20 protein-coding genes and 1 pseudogene are annotated in these 19,682 nt (G+C 66.2%); 10 read left to right on the top strand and 11 right to left on the bottom strand.

The window, feature by feature from the left end:
• Both RND78_RS26525 and RND78_RS26520 read right to left on the bottom strand, forming a co-directional pair.
• Window positions 1–285 (bottom strand): GNAT family N-acetyltransferase (locus tag RND78_RS26525; protein ID WP_312733083.1); only part of this gene is annotated, 285 nt, incomplete at its 3' end.
• 37 nt (window positions 286–322) lie between these two features.
• Window positions 323–913 carry a TetR family transcriptional regulator gene (locus RND78_RS26520; protein WP_312733082.1) on the bottom strand — a complete coding sequence of 197 codons (591 nt, stop codon included), beginning with the start codon at window positions 911–913 and terminating at the stop codon, window positions 323–325.
• 76 nt (window positions 914–989) lie between these two features.
• Between RND78_RS26520 and RND78_RS26515 the strand changes: the two genes are divergently transcribed.
• On the top strand, window positions 990–1,625 hold the full coding sequence (locus RND78_RS26515; protein WP_312733081.1) for a glutathione S-transferase family protein: 636 nt from the start codon (window positions 990–992) through the stop codon (window positions 1,623–1,625).
• A 111-nt stretch (window positions 1,626–1,736) separates the two neighbouring features.
• Complete coding sequence (locus RND78_RS26510) at window positions 1,737–2,495, top strand: SDR family oxidoreductase (RefSeq protein WP_312733079.1); 759 nt, start codon at window positions 1,737–1,739, stop codon at window positions 2,493–2,495.
• Between the two features lie 717 nt (window positions 2,496–3,212).
• Here the strand turns inward: RND78_RS26510 and RND78_RS26505 are convergent.
• Window positions 3,213–3,500, bottom strand: coding sequence for a helix-turn-helix domain-containing protein (locus RND78_RS26505; protein ID WP_312733077.1), 288 nt, complete (start codon window positions 3,498–3,500; stop codon window positions 3,213–3,215).
• 180 nt (window positions 3,501–3,680) lie between these two features.
• Here RND78_RS26505 and RND78_RS26500 point away from each other — a divergent pair, with 180 nt between their 5' ends.
• Window positions 3,681–4,214, top strand: a complete 534-nt coding sequence (locus RND78_RS26500) for a DUF924 family protein (protein WP_312733075.1) — start codon at window positions 3,681–3,683, stop codon at window positions 4,212–4,214.
• A gap of 587 nt (window positions 4,215–4,801) precedes the next feature.
• Here the strand turns inward: RND78_RS26500 and RND78_RS26495 are convergent.
• Window positions 4,802–5,458, bottom strand: a complete 657-nt coding sequence (locus RND78_RS26495) for a nucleoside/nucleotide kinase family protein (protein WP_312733074.1) — start codon at window positions 5,456–5,458, stop codon at window positions 4,802–4,804.
• A gap of 275 nt (window positions 5,459–5,733) precedes the next feature.
• Between RND78_RS26495 and RND78_RS26490 the strand changes: the two genes are divergently transcribed.
• Window positions 5,734–7,194 (top strand): YdgA family protein, encoded by a 1,461-nt coding sequence (locus RND78_RS26490; RefSeq protein ID WP_312733073.1) that lies wholly within the window; start codon window positions 5,734–5,736, stop codon window positions 7,192–7,194.
• A 595-nt stretch (window positions 7,195–7,789) separates the two neighbouring features.
• Here RND78_RS26490 and RND78_RS26485 read toward each other — a convergent pair.
• From RND78_RS26485 to RND78_RS26465, 5 genes are all read right to left on the bottom strand, one after another.
• Window positions 7,790–9,751, bottom strand: coding sequence for a DUF4105 domain-containing protein (locus RND78_RS26485; protein WP_409457138.1), 1,962 nt, complete (start codon window positions 9,749–9,751; stop codon window positions 7,790–7,792).
• The gene (locus RND78_RS26480) at window positions 9,748–10,068 is read right to left on the bottom strand and encodes a DUF2388 domain-containing protein (protein WP_058763100.1); all 321 of its coding nucleotides are present in this window, start codon (window positions 10,066–10,068) and stop codon (window positions 9,748–9,750) included. Before RND78_RS26480 ends, RND78_RS26485 begins: the two co-directional genes overlap by 4 nt.
• Before the next feature lie 34 nt (window positions 10,069–10,102).
• Window positions 10,103–10,402 (bottom strand): DUF2388 domain-containing protein, encoded by a 300-nt coding sequence (locus RND78_RS26475; RefSeq protein WP_059230343.1) that lies wholly within the window; start codon window positions 10,400–10,402, stop codon window positions 10,103–10,105.
• 103 nt (window positions 10,403–10,505) lie between these two features.
• On the bottom strand, window positions 10,506–10,826 hold the full coding sequence (locus RND78_RS26470) for a DUF2388 domain-containing protein (protein WP_312733069.1): 321 nt from the start codon (window positions 10,824–10,826) through the stop codon (window positions 10,506–10,508).
• A gap of 72 nt (window positions 10,827–10,898) precedes the next feature.
• Window positions 10,899–11,108: a DUF1127 domain-containing protein gene (locus RND78_RS26465; protein WP_312733067.1), complete on the bottom strand. Its 210-nt coding sequence runs from the start codon at window positions 11,106–11,108 to the stop codon at window positions 10,899–10,901.
• A gap of 258 nt (window positions 11,109–11,366) precedes the next feature.
• Between RND78_RS26465 and argC the strand changes: the two genes are divergently transcribed.
• Window positions 11,367–12,320, top strand: coding sequence for an N-acetyl-gamma-glutamyl-phosphate reductase (argC, locus tag RND78_RS26460; RefSeq protein WP_312733065.1), 954 nt, complete (start codon window positions 11,367–11,369; stop codon window positions 12,318–12,320).
• 197 nt (window positions 12,321–12,517) lie between these two features.
• Here the strand turns inward: argC and yihA are convergent, their stop codons facing one another.
• Complete coding sequence (gene yihA, locus RND78_RS26455; RefSeq protein WP_312733063.1) at window positions 12,518–13,156, bottom strand: ribosome biogenesis GTP-binding protein YihA/YsxC; 639 nt, start codon at window positions 13,154–13,156, stop codon at window positions 12,518–12,520.
• Window positions 13,157–13,357: 201 nt separating this feature from the next.
• Here yihA and RND78_RS26450 point away from each other — a divergent pair, with 201 nt between their 5' ends.
• The 3 genes from RND78_RS26450 to RND78_RS26440 all read left to right on the top strand — a co-directional run bounded on the left by RND78_RS26450 (window position 13,358) and on the right by RND78_RS26440 (window position 16,737).
• Complete coding sequence (locus RND78_RS26450; protein ID WP_312733061.1) at window positions 13,358–13,987, top strand: thiol:disulfide interchange protein DsbA/DsbL; 630 nt, start codon at window positions 13,358–13,360, stop codon at window positions 13,985–13,987.
• A 178-nt stretch (window positions 13,988–14,165) separates the two neighbouring features.
• Entirely contained in the window at window positions 14,166–15,926 is a 1,761-nt protein-coding gene (locus RND78_RS26445) for a diguanylate cyclase (RefSeq protein WP_312733059.1), read from the top strand.
• Window positions 15,927–15,951: 25 nt separating this feature from the next.
• Window positions 15,952–16,737 (top strand): N-acetylmuramoyl-L-alanine amidase, encoded by a 786-nt coding sequence (locus tag RND78_RS26440; RefSeq protein WP_312733057.1) that lies wholly within the window; start codon window positions 15,952–15,954, stop codon window positions 16,735–16,737.
• A gap of 6 nt (window positions 16,738–16,743) precedes the next feature.
• Here RND78_RS26440 and RND78_RS26435 read toward each other — a convergent pair whose 3' ends face one another.
• A complete protein-coding gene (locus tag RND78_RS26435) occupies window positions 16,744–17,841 on the bottom strand; it encodes a GlxA family transcriptional regulator (RefSeq protein WP_059230335.1) in 1,098 nt (365 codons plus the stop codon).
• A gap of 469 nt (window positions 17,842–18,310) precedes the next feature.
• On the opposite strand from RND78_RS26435, the gene choX reads away from it, so the two are divergent.
• Together choX and RND78_RS26425 are read left to right on the top strand one after the other, a co-directional pair.
• Window positions 18,311–19,249 (top strand): choline ABC transporter substrate-binding protein, encoded by a 939-nt coding sequence (choX, locus tag RND78_RS26430; protein ID WP_312733053.1) that lies wholly within the window; start codon window positions 18,311–18,313, stop codon window positions 19,247–19,249.
• A gap of 271 nt (window positions 19,250–19,520) precedes the next feature.
• Window positions 19,521–19,682, top strand: a pseudogene (locus RND78_RS26425) (glycine/betaine ABC transporter substrate-binding protein); the annotation flags it as partial.

The following is a 19,682-nucleotide window of genomic DNA, read 5'->3' as shown; positions in this document are numbered from 1 at the left end:
GGCGCTGGCCACGCCCTGGCCGCGGGCGGCGGGGGCGACCATGTAGCCGCAGTTGCAGACATGGTCACCCGGGCCCAGGGCGTTGGCCTTGAGGTAGTAGCTGCCGAGGATCTGGCCCTCGCGCTCGGCGACGAAGGTCGCCCGGGGCAGTTCGACCCAGAGACGCCAGGCGTCATCGCGAGTCAGGTGCGGATCGTAGGCATAGGTCTCCCGCGCCTGGGCGACCTGCTGGATCAGCGGCCAGACCTGGTCGAAATCGGCGGCTGCGAAGGGGCGAATCTGCATGGGTGACTCCGCTGAGAGGTGTGGGCACCAGTGTCGCCTAGCCGGTCGAGGCTGCCAAATCCTCCCCCTTCTCCAGCAGTGCCTGACCGCTCTGGAGACAGGCCGCCAGCAACTCGTCGGCGAGGCGTTCGTCATCCAGCGCCCGCGCCAGGGCGACCCCGCCGATCAGGGTGGTGGCCAGTTGCAGGGCGCGACTACGGCGTTGCGCCGGCGGCCCGGGCAGATCTCGGGCGAGACGCTGCACGAAGCGTTCGAAGAAGCGGGTGTAGCTGCTGCGAATGGCGGCCTCGCGGTGGGTGACGTCCGCCGCCAGAAAGGCCAGCGGACAACGCAGCGTTTCGCCCGCGGCGTGCTCGCGACTCAGGTAGTGCTTCACCAGCTGGCCGAGGCCTTCGTCGCCGAGGCTGTCGAGCCGAACACCGCCGATCCGCGCGGCATGGGCGATGGCCTGGTCGTAGACCTCGGTCTTGGTGCGGAAGTGATGATAGAAGGCGCCGCGGGTGAGACCGGCGTCGGCCATCAGCTCGTCGAGGCCTACCGCGTCGAAGCCCTTCAAGGCGAACAGGCGAGCGGCGCTGTCGAGGATGCGCTGGCGGGTCTGCTCGCGCTGATCAAGGGGCCAGGCCATGGGTGCTCCAGATTATGTTCTTGAACATAAGGTCCCCTTTGCCAGCATGCGGGCTTCTTGGCAAGGAGTCTGAACCATGACGCCCTATCTCTTCGGTCCCGCCTTCAGCACCCTGGTCCGTAGCGTGCGTCTCTACGCCCTGGAACGAGGCCTGGATTTGCCTTGCGGTCTCGCTCCCGCCGGCCGAATGATCGCCTGGCGCAGCGAGGCCCATCTGGCGCTGCACCCCTTCGGCCAGGTGCCAGTGCTGCTGGACGGCGAGCACCGGATCTTCGAGACCCTCGCCATCTGCCGTCACCTCGACCGCCAGTTGCGGCCGACGCTCGAGATCCGTGCCGATCCGGAGCAGGACACCTGGGTCAGCGCCTTGCTCACCACCGTGGATACCCGCCTGGTCCGGCGCTATCTGCTGCGCGTCGCCGGGCCTCGCCCCGACCCCTTCCGCACGCGGGAAGAACAGGAGCACGCCAGCGCCCAGGTCAGCGCGACCCTGGCGGTGCTCGACCGCCAGTTGGGCGACAAGACCTTTCTCTGCGGCTCGGACGTCGGCCTACCCGACGCGCTGCTGGCACCCATGCTGGACTACCTGGAGTGCCTGCCGGAGCCGGATTGGCTGGCCGACTGGCCGCGTCTCGCCGCCTATCTCGACCAGTTGCGCGCGCGGCCGTCCGGCCAGGCGATCCTGGTGGCGAGCGACTTCGCGCTGCGGTGAACCCGGCGAACCATCGCCTCTCCCTCAGGGAGAGGGTCAGGATGAGGGCCGCCCACTTCTCCTCATCCCCTGCTAGCCTTGGAAGCTCCCTACCCCAGCCCAAGGACCGCCATGACCACCGCCCGTCCCATCGCCCTCGTCACCGGTGCCTCCCAGGGCATCGGCCGCGCCGTCGCCCTTGGCCTGCTCGCGGACGGCTTCCGCGTGGTCCTCGCCGCCCGTCGTGCCGAGCCGCTGGAAGCCCTGGCGGAAGAAGCTCGCCACCAGGGCGACGAAGCCCTGGCGGTGCCCTGCGACGTCACCGACGCCAACAGCGTGGAAACCCTCTTTGCCCGCATCCGCGATACCTACGGCCGCCTCGACCTGCTGTTCAACAACGCCGGCGTCGGTGCCCCGGCGGTGCCCATCGACGAACTGGAGCTGGACGCCTGGCACCGGGCGGTCAATACCAACCTCACCGGCGTCTTCCTCTGCAGCCGCGCCGCCTTCGCCCTGATGCGCGAGCAGTCGCCCCGCGGCGGTCGCATCATCAACAACGGCTCCATCTCCGCCCACACCCCCAGGCCCTTCAGCGCGCCCTACACCGCCACCAAGCACGCCGTCGCCGGCCTGACCAAGGCCCTGGCCCTGGACGGCCGCGCCTTCGACATCGCCTGCGGCCAGATCGACATCGGCAACGCCGCCACCGAGATGACCGAGCGCATGGCGAGCGGCGTGCTCCAGGCCGATGGCAGCACCGCCGTGGAGCCACGCATGGACGTCAAGCACGTCGCCGATGCCGTCCGCTTCATGGCCAGCCTGCCGCTGGACGCCAACGTCCAGACCCTGACGGTGATGGCGACCAAGATGCCCTATGTGGGAAGGGGGTAGGTTTCACGTGGAACGCCCGCGGACCGATGGCTATAGGAAAATCGGTCGAGACGACGACTCGCAAGCGGACTATTCGAACTGCCGAGTAGGCAGCTTAGAAAACGTAGCGATGAGGTCCAGCAGATCCCCGCGTGTTCACTGCCGAGTAGGCAGCTTAGAAATGGTCGACGGGATGCAGGCGCCGCACAAGATCGTTCACTGCCGAGTAGGCAGCTTAGAAAATCACCCGATGACTCCGGGCCATTGCCGTTGCGTTCACTGCCGAGTAGGCAGCTTAGAAACAGGGTGTGCAGGCCGGGGATGAGCTGAATGCGTTCACTGCCGAGTAGGCAGTTTAGAAAGACGACGGCGATGCGCTGCGGCTAGCAGTAGGGTTCACTGCCTATACGGCAGTGAACGAAGGCGGGGCGAGCCAGGATGGCGAAGGGTATTTCTAAGCTGCCTATGCGGCAGTGAATTCGCGCGAGCAGGGGGCCTTGGCTGGCTTGCATTTCTAAGCTGCCGTGTAGGCAGCTCAGAAATGGGCAATGCCGACAGCGTCCGGGTCGGCTTCATTCACTGCCGTGTAGGCAGCTTAGAAATCAGCCATAGGCTGGGTTGGCTTTGTGGTCAGGTTCACTGCCGTGTAGGCAGCTTAGAAATGGACGTGATGATGGGCGAGCCTACCTAGGGCGTTCACTGCCGTGTAGGTAGCTTAGAAACCAGCCCCCAAGACGGCTAAGCCTCCAGCGCCGCCAGCACATGCACGGGATCGTTCCTGAGCGCCACCAACAGGGCCTTCGCCGGGCCGGTGGGTTCGCGCCGGCTTTGCTCCCAGTCACGCAACGTACCGACGTCGATATTGAGCTTCCTGGCGAACTGCGCCTGGCTCAGTCCTGTACTCTTGCGGATCTCCTTGATCTGCAAGGCATCGACGTGGAATTCACGGGAAGGTTGCCGCTCACCCCGGACGATCTCGTCCATTTGGGTAAGGCTTTCCATGAGGTCATCCAGGAACCTGGTCATACGGTCTATCTCCACTCTTCGAGCCTGGCCTTCAAGGCTATCCGGTCCTCGACGAAGAGGTCGTCCTGCTTACGCGGCCGTGTATGGGATAGCCGCCTGTCTCGCCGCACCAAGCAGTCGTTATAAGCTACGTCGATTGGAACAACCACTCAGGCAACCCGCACGACTGAGGAAGACAGCATGCAACCCCAGGAAGTCGTAGCCTTCTGGCGCTCGGCCGGTAGACGCAAATGGTTCAGCGGCGGCGCTGAGTTCGATACCGAGTGCCGCACGCGCTTCGAGGCGGCGCATTTCGCCGCGAGTCGCCGCGAATTCGATAGCTGGGCCGACAAGGCCGAAGGCGCCCTGGCCCTCTGCCTGCTGCTCGACCAGATCCCACGCAATATCTTCCGCCACAGTGGCCACGCCTTCGCCACCGACGCCCTGGCCCTGCATCACGCCCGGCAGGCGATCGATGCCGGCCTGGACCAGCAGGTCGAGCCTGAGCTACGCGCCTTCTTCTATCTGCCGTTCGAGCACTCCGAAGCCCTGGCCGACCAGCACCGCGCGCTCGAATTGTTCGAAGCTCTGGGCATCGAGCACTACCGCAGCTACGCCCAGGCGCATCTGGACGTGATCGTCCGCTTCGGACGCTTCCCGCATCGCAACCAGGCGCTAGGCCGAGTCAATACGCCGGAAGAGCAGAGGTGGCTGGATGCAGGCGGCGGATTCTGAGATGGCTGGCTGCAGGCTGACGTCCGTCCTGTCTTGGTAAACGGCCTTGCATGCTTACCCTCTTTTTTGGCGTCCACCTTACAACCATAAAAATCAATGACTTGAAGAGGGCCGTGAAAAAAGGGTTTCGAGAGTAAAAAGCCGTTAATCTTCGCTATATCAGGCCGTTACGTAGTAAATACTCTAGTTCACTGCCGTACAGGCAGCTTAGAAATGCGGCGAGGCGCCGGCCAGTAGCATCTCGATGTTCACTGCCGTACAGGCAGCTTAGAAAGCCACGCCCAGGCCGAGCAGCAGGAAGCCCAAGTTCACTGCCGTACAGGCAGCTTAGAAAGAGAAGGAAATCGCCGGTACCGGCTTTAAGAAGTTCACTGCCGTATAGGCAGCTTAGAAATGATCTTCCGATCCGGCTTCGTCATCGGTGGCGTTCACTGCCGGATAGGCAGCTTAGAAATGCAGGTGACGCCGCAGGTAGGTCACGGAGTTGTTCAATGCCGCATAGGCAGCTTAGAAACACCCGGTTTTGGTATAGCCCGCCGGGCAAGAGTTCACTGCCGCAAAGGCAGCAAACACTCCTGTCTCTCTACCTACCCATTATCCCGCCACTCCACCACCAGATCCGCCCGCGCCCGGTCGCCGTCGATCAGCCGCGCATTGGGCTCGTCGGTGCTCGCCATCCAGGCCTCGGCCTCCGCGCGGCTGCGGCCGAAGTGCATGTGCCGGGCGACCAGGCGTGCGCGACGCTCCTCGGGGTCGACACGCACGTACCAGCACTCGTCAAACACTTCCGCCACGTCGCTCCAGGGCGCCTGGGTCAGCAGCAGGTAGTTGCCCTCGCTGATCACCAGCCGGGTCTCGGCGTGGACCGGGATGGCGTTGGCGATGGGCTCCTCGATCTCGCGATTGAACAGCGGCGCATAGACGGTCTCGCCTGCCACTGGCGTCTTCAGCCGCTGCAGCAGGGCACGATAGCCGCGGGCATCGAAGGTGTCCGGAGCGCCCTTGCGCTGGGCACGGCCCAGGCGCGCCAGTTCGCGGTTGGCCAGGTGATAGCCGTCCATGGGCACCACCACGGCGCGCTCGCCCAAAGCCGCCGCCAGCAGCTCGGCCACCGTCGACTTGCCGGCGCCGGGCGTGCCGGCGATACCCAGCAGGCGCCGGCCACCCTGGGCCAGCAGCGCCTCGGCACGGGCCAGGAGTTCGGCGGGGAGTTGCAGGCCGTCGACCGGACGCTGGCTGCTCATGCCGATACCCCCGGCAACGAATACGAAGGTCTGGCAATCGAGGAAACGAGGACGGTCATGCAGCAGGCTCCGGCAGGGGGAATCGCGGCACGCTAGCACCCACCGAATCGGCCGTCGACTCGGCACGCCAATCGCTGGAAAGCGATCACAGTCCACCGCCCTCCGCGCGAACGACCCGGCTTGCCCCTCGGCATCCGCCAGGCGCTCTCGTACACTCCGCTTCCGACTCGCCGCAGATTGCCTCCGCGCCACGCTCACAAAGGGACTTGTCACCTATGAAGAAACCCCTCCTCACCACCCTGGCCGGACTGGCCCTGGTGGCCGTCGGCATCGGTGTCGGCGGCGCCTGGTACACCGGTGGGCGCCTCGAAGCCGAATTGCGCCAGGCCGCCAGTCAGGCCCAGGCGGCGCTACAGGCCGAGATGCCGGAGTATCCGTTGCAACTCCAGCTGGCCGACTTCCAGCGCGGGCTGTTCAGCAGCACGGCCGTGTTCAGCCTGACCCTGCAACCCGAGGGGCGTCCCCCGGTGGAAATGCTGCGGGTACAAGACAGTATCCAGCACGGCCCCTTCCCGCTGGCACGGCTGAAGTCCCTCCAGTTGACTCCAGTGATGGCGGTCAACAGCTTCACCCTGGCCGATACGGCCACCGCGGCCGCCCTGCTCGGCCTGACCAAGGGCACCGAGCCCATCCGTCTCGACGCCACCCTGGGCTATGACCGCAGCGTCGACGGCCAGTTGATGATCGCCCCGCTACACCTGGACCAGCCCCAGGGCGCCGTGGCCTTCTCCGGGATGAACGCCAGCTTCCGTACCGACCTGGACGCCCGCCAGCTGCGCCTGGAGGGCACGGCGGGGCAATTCAGCGTCAACGTCCGCACCCCCGAGGGCTGGGCCAAGCTGGAAATGGAGGGCTTCGGCCTGACCGGCGACAACCGCCGCAACGCCGATGGCTTCTGGCTTGGCCCGGGCCAGCTGCGCCTGGCGCGGGTGTCGGTGTCCATGCCGGGCAAGCCCGAGATGCAGTTGCTGGACCTGAACCTGCAGGGCGACACCCAGCAGCAGGGACAACGGCTGTCCGGCACGCTTAACGCCAGCCTCGGGCGCCTCGACATCGCCGGCCAGACCCTGGGCAAGGCGACCCTGAAGAGTCACTACACCAATCTCGACAGCCCCGCCCTGGCCCAGTTGAACACCCTGCTCCAGCATCTGCAGCTGGACGCCGAGGAAGGCCTCGATCCCACCACCCAGGCCACCCTGCAACAGCAACTGAACGACGTGCTCGCTGCCCGTCCACAACTGGTGGTGGACGAGTTGCGCTTCGACACGGCAGGCGGCAGCAACCAGCTGCGACTGGACCTGACGCTGGACAAGCCAACGACCTACGACCTGCCGCCGGAGCAGCTGATCGCCCAGTTGCTGACTCGCCTCGACGCCCGTCTCTCGCTGGCCCGCGGCAGCCTGGTGGACGGGGTCCTGTTCCAGACCGGCGCCCCGCGCGACCAGCCCGCGCTACGCCAACAGGCCCAGGCCACCGCCGAAGCCCTGGCCAGCATCGGACTGAACAGCGGCCTGCTCAAGGCCGAGGGCGATGACCTGGTGGCCAGCCTGGCCTACGCCGCCGGCCGCCTGACCCTCAATGGCCAGGAGGTGCCGCCGGAGCGGCTGCTGGCACTGCTGGAGCGTCCGCAACCGCCGGCTCCGGCCAAGCCCCAGGGCAAGCCGCCGAAGCGCTAGCAGGCGTCGCTGAGGACGTCGGCGCTTTCTGGCAAGGGGAGAGTACCCGCTCGGCTAATGCCGGTCCGTTGAGCATTGATCGCAGTCCACACTGCGCTCCCAGCTACCCTGACGATCACAAAAACGCCGCGTTCTCCTCGCCAGAACGCGGCGTTTTTTGTAACTGATCGGCAGTGGGCAAATGCCAGGCTGTTGCATGGGCCGCCAGCAGGATCTCTACCGCTCCCGCTTTATCGCGGCCAGGTGCCGCTCCTACAAAGGCATCATCCCCGGTAGGAACAACTGTCTTATCGCTGTGGGGATACCTCACGTAGCGTGGAAAACGGCGTAGCCTTTTCCACTGGAGACTTCGTGGCGAGGAGGCCCTCACCCCAACCCTCTCCCGAGGGGAGAGGGGGCTATTCGAGCAGGCGTTCAGTTTCATCAGCCACGGCAAGATCACGTTAAACCGGCGTGCCTCTTCCTGTAGGAGCGGTCGCTACGGCGGACCGCCATGGCCGCGACAGCACGCCTAACACCAGGTCCAAGCTCCATCCTTTAGCACACGATCCGCCAGGAAGGCTTGACTGATCGGCATTACTTGCTCGGCCCCTCCCTACTTCAGCTCCAGGCCGCCGCTGGCCTTGTTCAGTTCGCGCAGGTGCTTGCCCAGCAGGTCGAGGTTGGCCTCGGTGAGATCCAGCCCGCTGCGAGTCTCCGGCGAGAGCAGCTGGCGCACCTCGTCGTTGAGGGTATCCCGGAGGCTGCGCAGATGGGCCTGGCGCTTCTGGCTCTCGGCGGTCAGTTGGTCCCACTCGCCGGGTTGCGGCAAGCCGTAGCCGTCGGTGCCGAGCAGTTCGGCCGGGCGGCTGAGGTAGCCGCTGTCCTTGAGGATCTGCTCCAGGGCACCGCCGGCCTTGCCGAAGCGCGCCTTGTCCGCGGCGTCCTGGCCCAGGTAGCGATCCTTCAGCTCGGTCTGGGCCTGCAGCAGCGCCCGGCGATAGGCCGCCTGCTCCAGCAGCAGCAGGGCCGCGCTGGCCCGCAGATCGGCGCGCTGGAATTCGGCGCGGCGCTGCTGCGGGGTCAGCGCCAGCCAGGCCTCGACATCGGCCTGGGGCAGGCTCAGGCGCTCCTTGGCCACCTTGAACATGGCCTGGAAGCGCTCGCGGAAGCTGTCGAAGCGATAGCCCAGGCGCAGCGCCTCGCGTGGATCGTCCAGCACCGAGGTATCCACCAGCCCCTTGATCCGCAGCGCATCCATCAGCCCGGTCGGGGTGATGACGTCGAGCTCGGCCTGGGCCAGCCGCGGCACCCCGTCGTGCAGCAGCTTGAAGGTCTCCACCGCGCAGTTGTTGGTGATGAAGTAGTAATGACCGTCGTAGCTCCAGTGCACCTGGGCGGTCCGCTCGAGGAAGTCGGCGATTTCCGGACGGGTCAGCTTGAGCGGTACGGATTGCAGCCCCCGTAGCTCCACCTTGGTGTATTCGTCCACCACCTGGGCCAGCGGCAGCACGAACAGCCGCGAGGGATAGGAGCCGGTCAGGCCACGCCAGCTGGAGAGCTGGACGTCATTGACGAAGGCGCGGAACGACAGCACCAGGTGATACTGCAGGTCCAGCCGGCAGTCCGGGCCGAGCGGCCGCCCGGGGGCGCAGACCACCAGCCGCAGCATGCTGTGGCCCCAGCGACTCATGACCTTTTCATTGCCCTCGGCCAGCAGGTAGTCCACCGCATAGACCCGCGCCGGATCGAGCCAGCCCAGGGGCGCCTCGCCGAAGTCGTTGCCGGCGTTGAGATAGGGATAGCGGCCCGGACAGGCGTCGTGCGGCGGCGACCAGCCGAAGTGCTCGGCGAAGTAACGCTGCAGCGCCGGCCGGCGGCAGGCGTAGCTCGGATCGAGCAGGAAGTACTCCATGTTCACCGCCACGAATTCCTTCGGGTTGGTGACTTCATAGAGATCCGGGCTGCGCGCGATGAAGAGATTCTTCGACTCGCGATTGCCGTGCTTGCGGGTCTTCACCTGCCAACCGGCCAGGTCCAGCAGGCGGGGATCGTCGGACAGGGTATAGCTGCGCCCGGCCTGGCCCTGGCATTTCAGCGGCAACTGGTCGGAATTCAGTCCCAGGCCGCCACAGGAGAGGATCAGCTGGCGCTGCGCGGGCGTCCAGACCTGCTCGCGATCGTAGAAGTGGGTCAGTTCGTGGAGCACCGTGGCCAGCAGCTCGCGGTGCTGGGTGCCGTGGGGGCGACCGGTCTGGATGCGGGTGTCACTGCCGTCCACCAGGCTCGGCAGCAGGCGGCGATTGAGCAGCAGGTTGCGCCGGTCCGCCTCGCCGTAGGCCTCTTCCAGCAAGTCGCTGCTCCAGCGCACCGGGATGCGCTCGTCCAGCGCCGCCTTGAATGTGGGCGGTAGCAGGGCCTGGGCTTCAGCCAGCAGCTGCTGGGTCGCCTGGATCTGCGCGGGCGTCAGGCCCTGGGTATCGAGTTCGAGGTGCAGGGCGGCCTGGGCCCCGCCGAGGGCCAGGCCGGCCGCGAGGCCAGCCAGCCACTGCCGCAGCCGGCCGGCGCGGTTCCTCACAGTGCCAAGATGGCCTGGGCCAGCTGCAGATCGTTGGCTTCGCGTGCCGCCGGGAGCTGGTCGCGCAGGCTGCGGAAGGCTTCTTCCAGTTGCACACCGCGGATGTCGCCGTTGCTGGCGACGAAGCTGGCGGCATCGCCGCGGGCAGCCTGGATCATCTTGGCGTCGCGGATGGAGGTGGTGGTATCGGAAGTGAAGTCGATGCTGCGCTGCAGCGCCCGCACCACGATGTTACTGGTGGCCACCAGGGTCTGGGCCTGAGCCAGGCTGGAAACGCCGAGGGTCAGGGCGGCGGCGATAAGCAGGGAACGGCGCATGGTTACTCCAGGGATGTCACGGAATTGAAACGGACTACTGACTCAGAATGGCCTCGGCGAGTTCCCGATCACTGGCCTTGAGCGCCGGATCGGCAGCTCGCAGCGCCCGCAGGGTCTCTTCCAGTTGCGCGCCGCGCAGGGCACCGTCGGTGGCGACGAAGGCCGCGGCATCGTCACGCGCAGCCAGGACCAGCTTGTTCTGGAAAGGCGCGGTGGTGATCTGGCTGGTGCCATAGATGGTCTTCACCAGACCCTCGGTGGTGGAGTCGAACGCCAGGACCGGCGTGGCGAGGCAGAGACCGAGCAGCAGCCCGGCAGAACGGCGGAAACACATGGATGGCGACCCTCCGGTGGCAGATGGTCGCCAAGGCTAACGCAGCCCCCCGCTCCGGGCTAGCCGGCACGCGCTGCAGGGGGGTATTTCGCGGTGTTGCGATTCAGATGGCGAGGATCGCCTGGGCCAACTGTGCATCGCTGGCCTGGCGCAATTCCGGCGCCTGGCTGCGCAGATGGCCCAGGGCCGCTTCCAGCCGTACGCCGCGGATATCACCGGCGCTACCGACGAAACTGGCCGCATCGTCGCGGGCGGCCAGGACCACCTTGTCGTTCTTGAACGAACCCGTGATGGCCGAGGTGGCGTCGGACGTCGCGTCGATGGCGTCGACGATGATGTCCGTGGTGACGTAGAAACTCGATGCCGAAGCGGCGGTGGACAGGCAGAACAGCGCCGTGGCGGCGCCCAGGTGCAGGCTTTTCATGGGGGGCTCCCGTCTGGATGTGCCTGACTGAGACTTCCGCCGACGCCGGGAAGTCTCATGCGCCGCGCAATTTCATTCGCGCCAGAAGGGCTTGCCTCCTTCATGGTACTGATCCGCCAGGTTCAGCCCCAGATCGGCCAGGGCCCGACCATCCAATCGCTGCAACTGCCGACGCGTGGCGCAGCGGCGTTGCCAGGTAGCGAGCAACGCCAGCAGGGGGCGCAGGCCGTAGCGACGTCCAGGCGAACGGGCGGATGAAGCAGGGAGTGGCAGGCTGTCCATGGCGATCTCCAAGGCCGCGAGGGAGGAGAGACCAGCTTCGGCGTTGCGCGAAAAACAGGCCACTTACAGCCAGGAATAACTGTACCTGTACAATTCGATAAAGAATCTATCTGTACCCATTCGCATCCCGAAGACCTCTCTATCCGGCCACTCTGCACCGGTCCGCCGATGGACAACTGTATCCTCGCCCGACGTACCCCTGGCCCGCTCGAATCGCTACAATCGAGGCTTTCAGCGCCATCCGCGAGAGGCACCGCCATGAGCTTCAAAGTTTTCGTCGACGGCCAGGAAGGTACCACCGGCCTGCGCCTGCTGGACTACCTGACCGGCCGCCCGGACATCGAGCTGCTGCGCATCGACGAGAGCAAGCGCAAGGACCCGGCCGAGCGCGCGCGCTTCCTCAACGCTGCCGACGTGGCCTTCCTCTGCCTGCCCGACGCGGCCTCCCGGGAAGCGGTCGGCCTGGTCACCAATCCGAACACCTGCATCATCGACGCCAGCACCGCCTTCCGTACCGATAGCGGCTGGACCTACGGCCTGCCCGAGCTGGCTCCAGGTCAGCGCGAGGCGCTGCGCGCCAGCAAGCGCATCGCCAACCCCGGTTGCCACGCCACCGCCTTCATCCTGCTGGCCCGCCCGCTGGTGGACGCCGGCCTGCTGGCCCCGGAAACGCCGCTCTCGGCCTTCTCCCTCACCGGCTACAGCGGTGGCGGCAAGCAGATGATCGCTGCCTACGAAGCCGGTGGCGACGCTCGCCTGCAGAGTCCGCGGCCCTACGCCATGGGCCAGGGCCACAAGCACCTGCCGGAAATGCGCGTGCAGAGCGGTCTGGCCGCGGCGCCGGTGTTCAGCCCCATCGTCGGCCCCTTCCTCAAGGGTCTGGCGGTGACCATCCCGCTGCACGCCAGCCAGCTGCGCCCGGGCATCACTGCGGCCGACCTGCAGGCGGCCCTGGCCCGTCACTACGACGGAGAAGCCTTCATTCGCGTGGCACCGGTGGCTGCCGAGGAGGAGTTGGACAACGGCTTCTTCGACGTCCAGGCATGCAACGACACCAACCGCGCCGACCTTTTCGTCTTCGGCAATGCCGAGCGTCTGACGCTGGTGGCGCGCCTGGACAACCTGGGCAAGGGCGCGGCCGGCGCGGCGGTGCAGTGCATGAACGTACACCTGGGCGCCGACGAGGGACTGGGGCTGGCCAGCGGGCGCTGAGCGGCCCCGGACTTCAGTCCGATTTTTCGTGGCCGGGGCGAACCTTTTTCACAGTGTCCCGTCTGAACAGCTGAACGGTTCGGATAGCCGTTCTGCTCCTTTGCTGTTTAGTGTTGGCAGATGCTGGACCGCCCTTATTGCGGTCCAGTCTTGAACTCCGGACTTCTCCCCTCCCCCGATGGAAGTCCGGAGTTTTTTTATGCCTCGGCAGCGGGCTCGTCGAGGCCCAGCCAACCGGCCAGCACCCGCAGGGCATCTTCCACCCCCTGGCGCTTGGGCGCCGAGAACAGCTGGATGCTGGCGGTATCGCCCCAGCCCTGGCGCACCTCGCGCTGCACCTTGAGCAGGGCGTTCTTCTGGGCGCCGAAGGCCAGCTTGTCGGCCTTGGTCAACAGGATGTGCAGCGGCATGGAGCTGGCCTGGGCCCAGTCCAGCATCAGGCGGTCGAATTCGGTCAGCGGATGACGAATGTCCATCATCAGCACCACGCCGCTGAGCGAATGGCGGCTGCTCAGATAGGCCTCCAGGTGCTCCTGCCAGTGCTGCTTGAGCGGGATCGGCACCTTGGCGTAGCCGTAGCCGGGCAGGTCCACCAGGCGCCGCTCTTCGTCGAGAGAAAAGAAGTTGAGCAACTGGGTGCGGCCGGGCGTCTTCGACGTCCGCGCCAGACTGGCATGGGTCAGGGTATTGAGGGCACTGGACTTGCCGGCGTTGGAGCGCCCGGCGAAGGCCACCTCGCGGCCACTGTCGGCCGGGCACTGCTCGACCTTGGCAGCGCTGATGAGGAAGGACGCCTGCTGGCACAGACCGACGATGGGATTCTTGAAGCTGGACATGGGCGTACTCGCGACCGCGCGGCAAAGCCAGCAGTATATCGGATGCGCCGGGCCAGGGCCGCGCCGCCGGCAACCTGAACGAAGCCTGAACATGGCCGGCGTACGACGACCTGCCGACTAGGCGCAGCCCTGCACCCGGCTACAATGCCCGCAGTCCGTAACGCCCGGTTGATGGGCGTGTCATCCTCCAGGAGTAGCCCCATGCGCAACCTGCTTTTCTCTGCCGTGTTCGCCGCCGCCAGCCTGTTCGGCGCGGCCGCCCATGCCGACGACATCCAGGCCGGCAAGCAGTACACCGAACTGAGCAGTCCGGTTCCGGTGTCCGAGCCCGGCAAGATCGAAGTGGTTGAGCTGTTCTGGTACGGCTGCCCCCACTGCTACGCCTTCGAACCCACCCTCAACGCCTGGGCCAAGCAGCTGCCCGCCGACGTCGCCTTCAAGCGCGTGCCGGCCATGTTCGGTGGTATCTGGAACGTTCACGGCCAGCTGTTCGTGACCCTGGAGGCCATGGGCGTGGAAGCCAAGGTGCACGACGCCGTCTTCGCCGCCATCCACAAGGAACACAAGAAGCTGGCCACCCCCGAGGAAATGGCCGACTTCCTCGCTACCCAGGGCGTGGATCGCGACAAGTTCCTCAGCACCTACAATTCCTTCGCCGTGAAGGGCCAGGTGGAAAAGGACAAGAAACTGGCCATGGCCTACCAGATCACCGGCGTACCGACCATGGTGGTCAACGGCAAGTACCGCTTCGACCTGGGCTCCTCGGGTGGTCCGGACGAGACCCTGAAGGTCGCCGACTTCCTGATCCAAAAAGAACGCGCCGCCAAGTAAGACCCTGCCGCCGCCGCGTCCTGCGGCGGCGTTTCCCCAGCTCGTCCCTCTCAAGCGTCCTCCGGTCGTCCTGCTCAAACTTTCCCCGTACTGGCCGATACCCTAGCCACTAACCAAGTCGGCTGGCCGCCCCGTCGTGCCCGCCTGCTGGCCACCCTCAAGCCTTTGGAGCGGGCGGATGGAGCGCGCGGACGTCGAACGCTGGAAAAGCAAATACCTGGAAAGCCTCGAAAACCTGGAGCGCCTGGAAAGCCGGTGGGAAAACCGCCTGGACCTGGTGCGCCGCGGTCTCGTGCGCAGCAGCCTGGCCGCCGAAGGCAACGACGTGGCGGTGGACGCCTGCCTGGTCGAATTGCGCGACATCCTCAGGCGCGACGACAGCGACGCCGACCTCGCCAAGCTCATCCCGCGTCTGGAGCGCACGGTGCTCGACTCCGAGCAGCGCCGGGAACTGCGCACACGCCAGGTCGCCGAGGCCTTCGCCGAACTCTGCCGCCTGCTGCTGAACCTGGAATTGCCCCGGGAGCTGCGCAAGGCCCTCAAGGGCTTCGCCAAGCGCGCCCAGGCTGCCGCCGGCCAGCCCGGCGAGTTGCCTGCCCTGCTGGGTGAATTCAGCCGCCTGCAGCAACAGGCCCTGACCCACCTGCAACCCGAGCAACCTGCCCGCCCCGGTCTGCTGCAACGCCTGTTCGGCGAGCGCGGCGAAGCCGGTCCCGAAGCCACCATCGAGCTGGCGACGCCGACCGTGGCCAGCGCACCGCCGGTGGATACGCCAGTCCAGACAGCGGTGGACGACGCACCACTTCCCGTCGAGGCCACGCCGCGCACCGCGGAGTCCGCGCCAGCAGAGACCGCCGATCCGGCCTACGCCCTGCCACCGGTCCCCGAGCCCGGCTACAGCGCCATCGCCCCGCACCTGGAAGCCACCCTGCTGCGGCTGCTCGACGACCTGGCCTTGCCCGACAGTCACAAGCCCCAGGCCGAGATCCTACGGCAACGCATCCAGGGCAGCCTCAACTGGTACGAACTGGTACCGGTGCTCGACGACCTGTCGGTGTTGGTCCTGGCGCTGAATCATTCCGGCCAGAGCGAATTCCAGCTCTACCTGCGCCAGCTCAACGAGCGGCTGGCCACCTTCCAGGCCGGCCTGGAAGACGTCCACGTCCATCGCCAGGACGGCCAGACCCAGGAGCGCGCCTTCGGCGCTGCCCTGCGTGGTCAGGTCAACGAGCTACAGAGCGAAGTGCAGGAGGCCACCGACCTGGACAGCCTCAAGCTGTCGCTGGACAGCCGCCTGGAAGGCCTGCTGACCAGCCTCGCCGAGCAGCAAGCCCAGCGCGAGCACCGCGAGCAGGAAGCCAGCCAGCAGCTGAGTACCCTCACCGCGCGGGTGGCCGGAATGGAGCGCGAGGCCCAGCAGTATCGCGGCCACCTGGAGGAACAGCGGCAAAAGGCCCTGTGCGACCCCCTGACCGGCCTGCCCAATCGCGCGGCCTGGAGCGAACGCCTGGACCTCGAGGTGGCGCGCTGGCAACGCCATGGCGGCGACCTGCTGCTGGCGGTGCTCGACGTGGACCTGTTCAAGCGCATCAACGACGGCTATGGGCATCTGGCGGGCGACAAGGTGCTCAAGATCATCGCCAACGAATTGCAGCGCCGCCTGCGCAAGACCGACTTCATCGCCCGCTTCGGTGGCGAGGAATTCGTCGTGCTGCTGGGCGCTACCCCGGTCGCCGGTGCGGTTACCCTGATCGAGCAACTGCGCGCCGCCGTGGCCGCCTGCCCTTTCCATTTCAAGGGCGAACGCGTGGTGGTCACCCTGTCCGCTGGTCTTGCGGCCTTTGCGCCGGGCGAAGATGCCGATACCGTATTCGAGCGTGCCGACCAGGCGCTCTACCGCGCCAAGCGCGCCGGACGCGATCGCCTGGAAGTGGCCTGACCCTTCCCACCCTCGCGAGGTAACCGTGCGCAACCTGTTCAAGCCCCTTTCCTGGCTGCTCTGCGGTCTGCTCCTGGCCGGCTGTGCCAACGGGCCGCGCATCAACGACGACTACACCTCCCGCGACCAGGACAGCCGGGTGCAATACATCGTGCTGCACTACACGGCAGCCAACTCCCAGCAGTCGCTCAAGCTGCTGACCCAGGCCGGGGTCAGCGCCCACTACCTGATCGATACCGACGGCACCGTCTACCGCCTGGTGGATGAGAACCGCCGCGCCTGGCATGCCGGCGTCAGCGAATGGGAAGGTCGTACCTGGCTCAACTCCAGCTCCATCGGCATCGAGATGGTCAACCTGGGCTTTCGTGACACCCCGGCCGGACGCCAGTGGTATCCCTTCAGCGAAGCCCAGATTCAGGCCCTGATCCCGCTGCTCAAGGACATCGAACAACGGCACGGCCTGGATCGCCGCGCCATCGTCGGGCACAGCGACATCGCCCCGGGCCGCAAGCAGGACCCCGGCCCGCTGTTCCCCTGGCCCCGCCTGGCTGCAGCCGGGCTGATCAACTGGCCCGACCCGGCGGTGGTCGCCCAGCGCCAGGCCAGCCTGGGCGGCGTGCTGCCGCCGCCGGTCTGGTTCCAGGATCAGTTGGCACGGATCGGTTATGCGGTCCCGCGCAACGGCGTGCTCGATTCGGCCACCCGCGACGTCATCGGTGCCTTCCAGATGAAGTACCGGCCGGGCCGCTTCGACGGCCAGCCGGACCTGCAGACGGCGGCATTGCTGCTCAGCCTACCCAGCGGTCGCTGAGGCGACCTACAGCCGTACGCTGGCGAAGGTGGACTCGCCCTGGGCCTGGCTCAGGGCCGCGAGGGCCGAGGACGCCGGCATCAGCGACAGTTCCTGGGACAGCGGCATCAACGCGATGGGCTGCTGGATGGTCGGGCCCTGGCGCTCGTCACGCGGCGGGATGCCGAAGTATTCGCGGTAGCACTTGGAAAAGTGCGGCGTGGAGACGAAGCCACACACCGAGGCGACCTCGATGATCGACAGGGTGGTCTGCTTGAGCAGCTGACGCGCGCGGATCAGGCGCAGCTTGAGGTAGTAGCGCGACGGCGAGCAGTGCAGGTACTTCTGGAACAGCCGCTCCAGCTGGCGCCGGGAGACGTCCACGTACACCGCCAGTTCGTCGAGGTCGATGGGCTCTTCGAGATTGGCCTCCATCAGCGCCACGATCTCCTGCAGCTTGGGCTGGTTGGTGCCCAGCATGTGCTTGAGCGGCACGCGCTGATGATCCTGCTCATTGCGGATGCGTTCGTAGATGAACATTTCCGAGATGGCCGCCGACAGCTCGCGACCGTGCTCGCGGCCGATCAGGTGCAGCATCATGTCCATCGGCGCGGTACCACCCGACGCGGTGCAGCGGTTGCGGTCGATGGTGAACAGACGGGTGCTGAGCACCACCCGCGGATAGGCCTCCTGCAGGGCCGCCAGGGTCTCCCAGTGCACGCTGCAGTCGTAGCCATCGAGCAGGCCGGCACGGGCCAGGGCCCAGCTGCCGGTGCACACCGCACCCAGCTTGCGCCCCTGGCGCGCCTGGCTCTGCAGCCAGGTGCAATGCTCGCGCGAGACGCTGCGCTGGATACCCACGCCACCGCAGACGATCACCATGTCCATCACCGGGGCGGCGCTCACCGCGCTGTCCGGGGTGATCTGCAAGCCATCGCTCGCCCGTACCGGACGACCGTCCAGGCTCAAGGTGCACCAGCGATAGAGCTCGCGCCCCGACAGCTGGTTGGCCATCCGTAGCGGCTCCACGACCGAGGCCAGGGAAATCAGCGTGAAATTGTCCAGCAGCAGGAAGCCGATGGACTGGATGGCACGGGGCTGTGACGGGGACGGAATGGGCGACATGGTTAGGACTCTCCTTCACGCAGGCTGAGGCCCTTTCTCCGGGCTCTTTTGGGGTCCGTCTGACGGCTTGCCAATGGGCAAGGTGTCGCGGACGCATAAGTCATGTCGCAAATCCCATGCCGACATCGAGCGAACCTCACACGTCGCAGAGTGTCTGCGGCGGACAACCCGCGGCGCAGGGCGAAATGCCCTTGATTGAATAGGGATTTGTTTGCGACCAAACGAATCCGAGACCGACCCATCGCGTGGTGGCCTCTCGCCACATTGGCCGCTGCGGTAACACCAGAACGTAACCGGCACGCGCCAAAATGTAGCAACCCGACTCAGGAGGCACGGTTCTAGGTCAGGACTGGCGACCGTCCGTCGCCCTTCTGCTCGCTTGCGGCGCAAAGCCGTAATCAGCGGAGCCAGGCGGCGCGGTCCATGCAACCCCGGTCCTTCCCGACCTTTTCGATCCAAGGAGTCCAGGATGAAGATCTCTCGTTGCCTGCTGCTATCCGGCCTGCTGCTGTGCGCCACCGCCCAGGCCGCCGAGCCCGAAAGCTGTCACGACGTACGCTTCGCCGACGTGGGCTGGAGCGACCTCGTGATTACCAACGCGATGGCCCGCTACCTGCTCGGCGCCCTTGGTTACGATACCGAGATCGTTCGCCAATCCTTGCCGAACAGCTACACCGCCCTGGCCAAGAACGATGCCGATGTCTTCCTCGGCAATTGGATGCCGGCCCAGGTAAAGGTCAGCCAGCCCTTCGTCGACAACGGCAGCGTCGAGCGGCTGCGCAGCAATCTCGAAGGCGCCCGCTACACCCTGGCCGTGCCCCAGGCCGCCTACGATGCCGGCGTGAAGACGTTCGCCGACATCGCCCGCTTCGGCGACCGCTTCGACCACACGATCTACGGCATCGAGAAGGGCAATGACGGCAACGGCCTGGTCCAGAAGATGATCGCCACCAATGCCTTCGGCCTGGGTGGCTTCAAGCTCGACGAATCCAGCGAACAGGGCATGCTGACCCAGGTGCGGATGAAGGAATTGCTGAAAAATCCGTGGATCGTCTTTCTCGCCTGGGAACCGCACCCGATGAACATCCGCCACAAGCTGGCCTATCTCGATGGCGGCGACGACTACTTCGGCCCCAACCAGGGTGCTGCCACGGTCTACACCGTGGTCCGCAAGGGCTATGCCCAGCAATGCGCCAACGTGGGCCGGCTGCTGTCCAACCTGGTCTTCACCCCGGCCATGGAAAACATCCTCATGGATCGGGTGGCCAACGAGCAGGAGAATCCGCGCCGAGCGGTACGCAACTGGCTCAAGCAGAATCCCGATCAGCTGGAAGCCTGGCTCAAGGGCGTCACCACCCGCAGCGGCGCCCCGGGCAACGTCGCGGTCAAGGCCAGCCTGGCCAATTGACCAGGACAGCCGGCGCCGCTCCGTCGCGAGTCGCGGAGCCGGCGCGGTCAGCCATCCGGCAGCCGCGAATCGGGGAAACCGACCACCGCCGCCGATGCGCGGAGCCAGGGTTCGCGGCGTTCAAGCTGGATACGACATTCCCGCTTCTGGTTACGACGCTGCGCACTCTGGTAGCGACGCAGGCGGTAGGCGAGCCAGGGGGGATAGGTTACAGATAAATACACGCGGGGCTGGCCAGAGGACACCCCGGCAAACGCAAGGGGATATGTCCATGAAAGGTTTTTCACGTTGGCTCCTGGGTGCAGTGCTCCTGACCCCGCTCGTCGGCCAGGCCGCCGAGCCGGCGGCCTGCGGCACCGTGCGCTTCGCCGACGTGGGCTGGACGGACATCACCGTGACCACCGCGGTGACCAGCGAGATCCTCAAGGCGCTC

Source organism: Pseudomonas oryzihabitans, from assembly GCF_032027545.1.
Taxonomy (GTDB): Bacteria; Pseudomonadota; Gammaproteobacteria; order Pseudomonadales; family Pseudomonadaceae; genus Chryseomonas; species Chryseomonas oryzihabitans_F.
The sequence above is the reverse complement of the archived record's forward strand: the minus strand, read 5'-3'. Positions and strand labels throughout refer to the sequence as shown.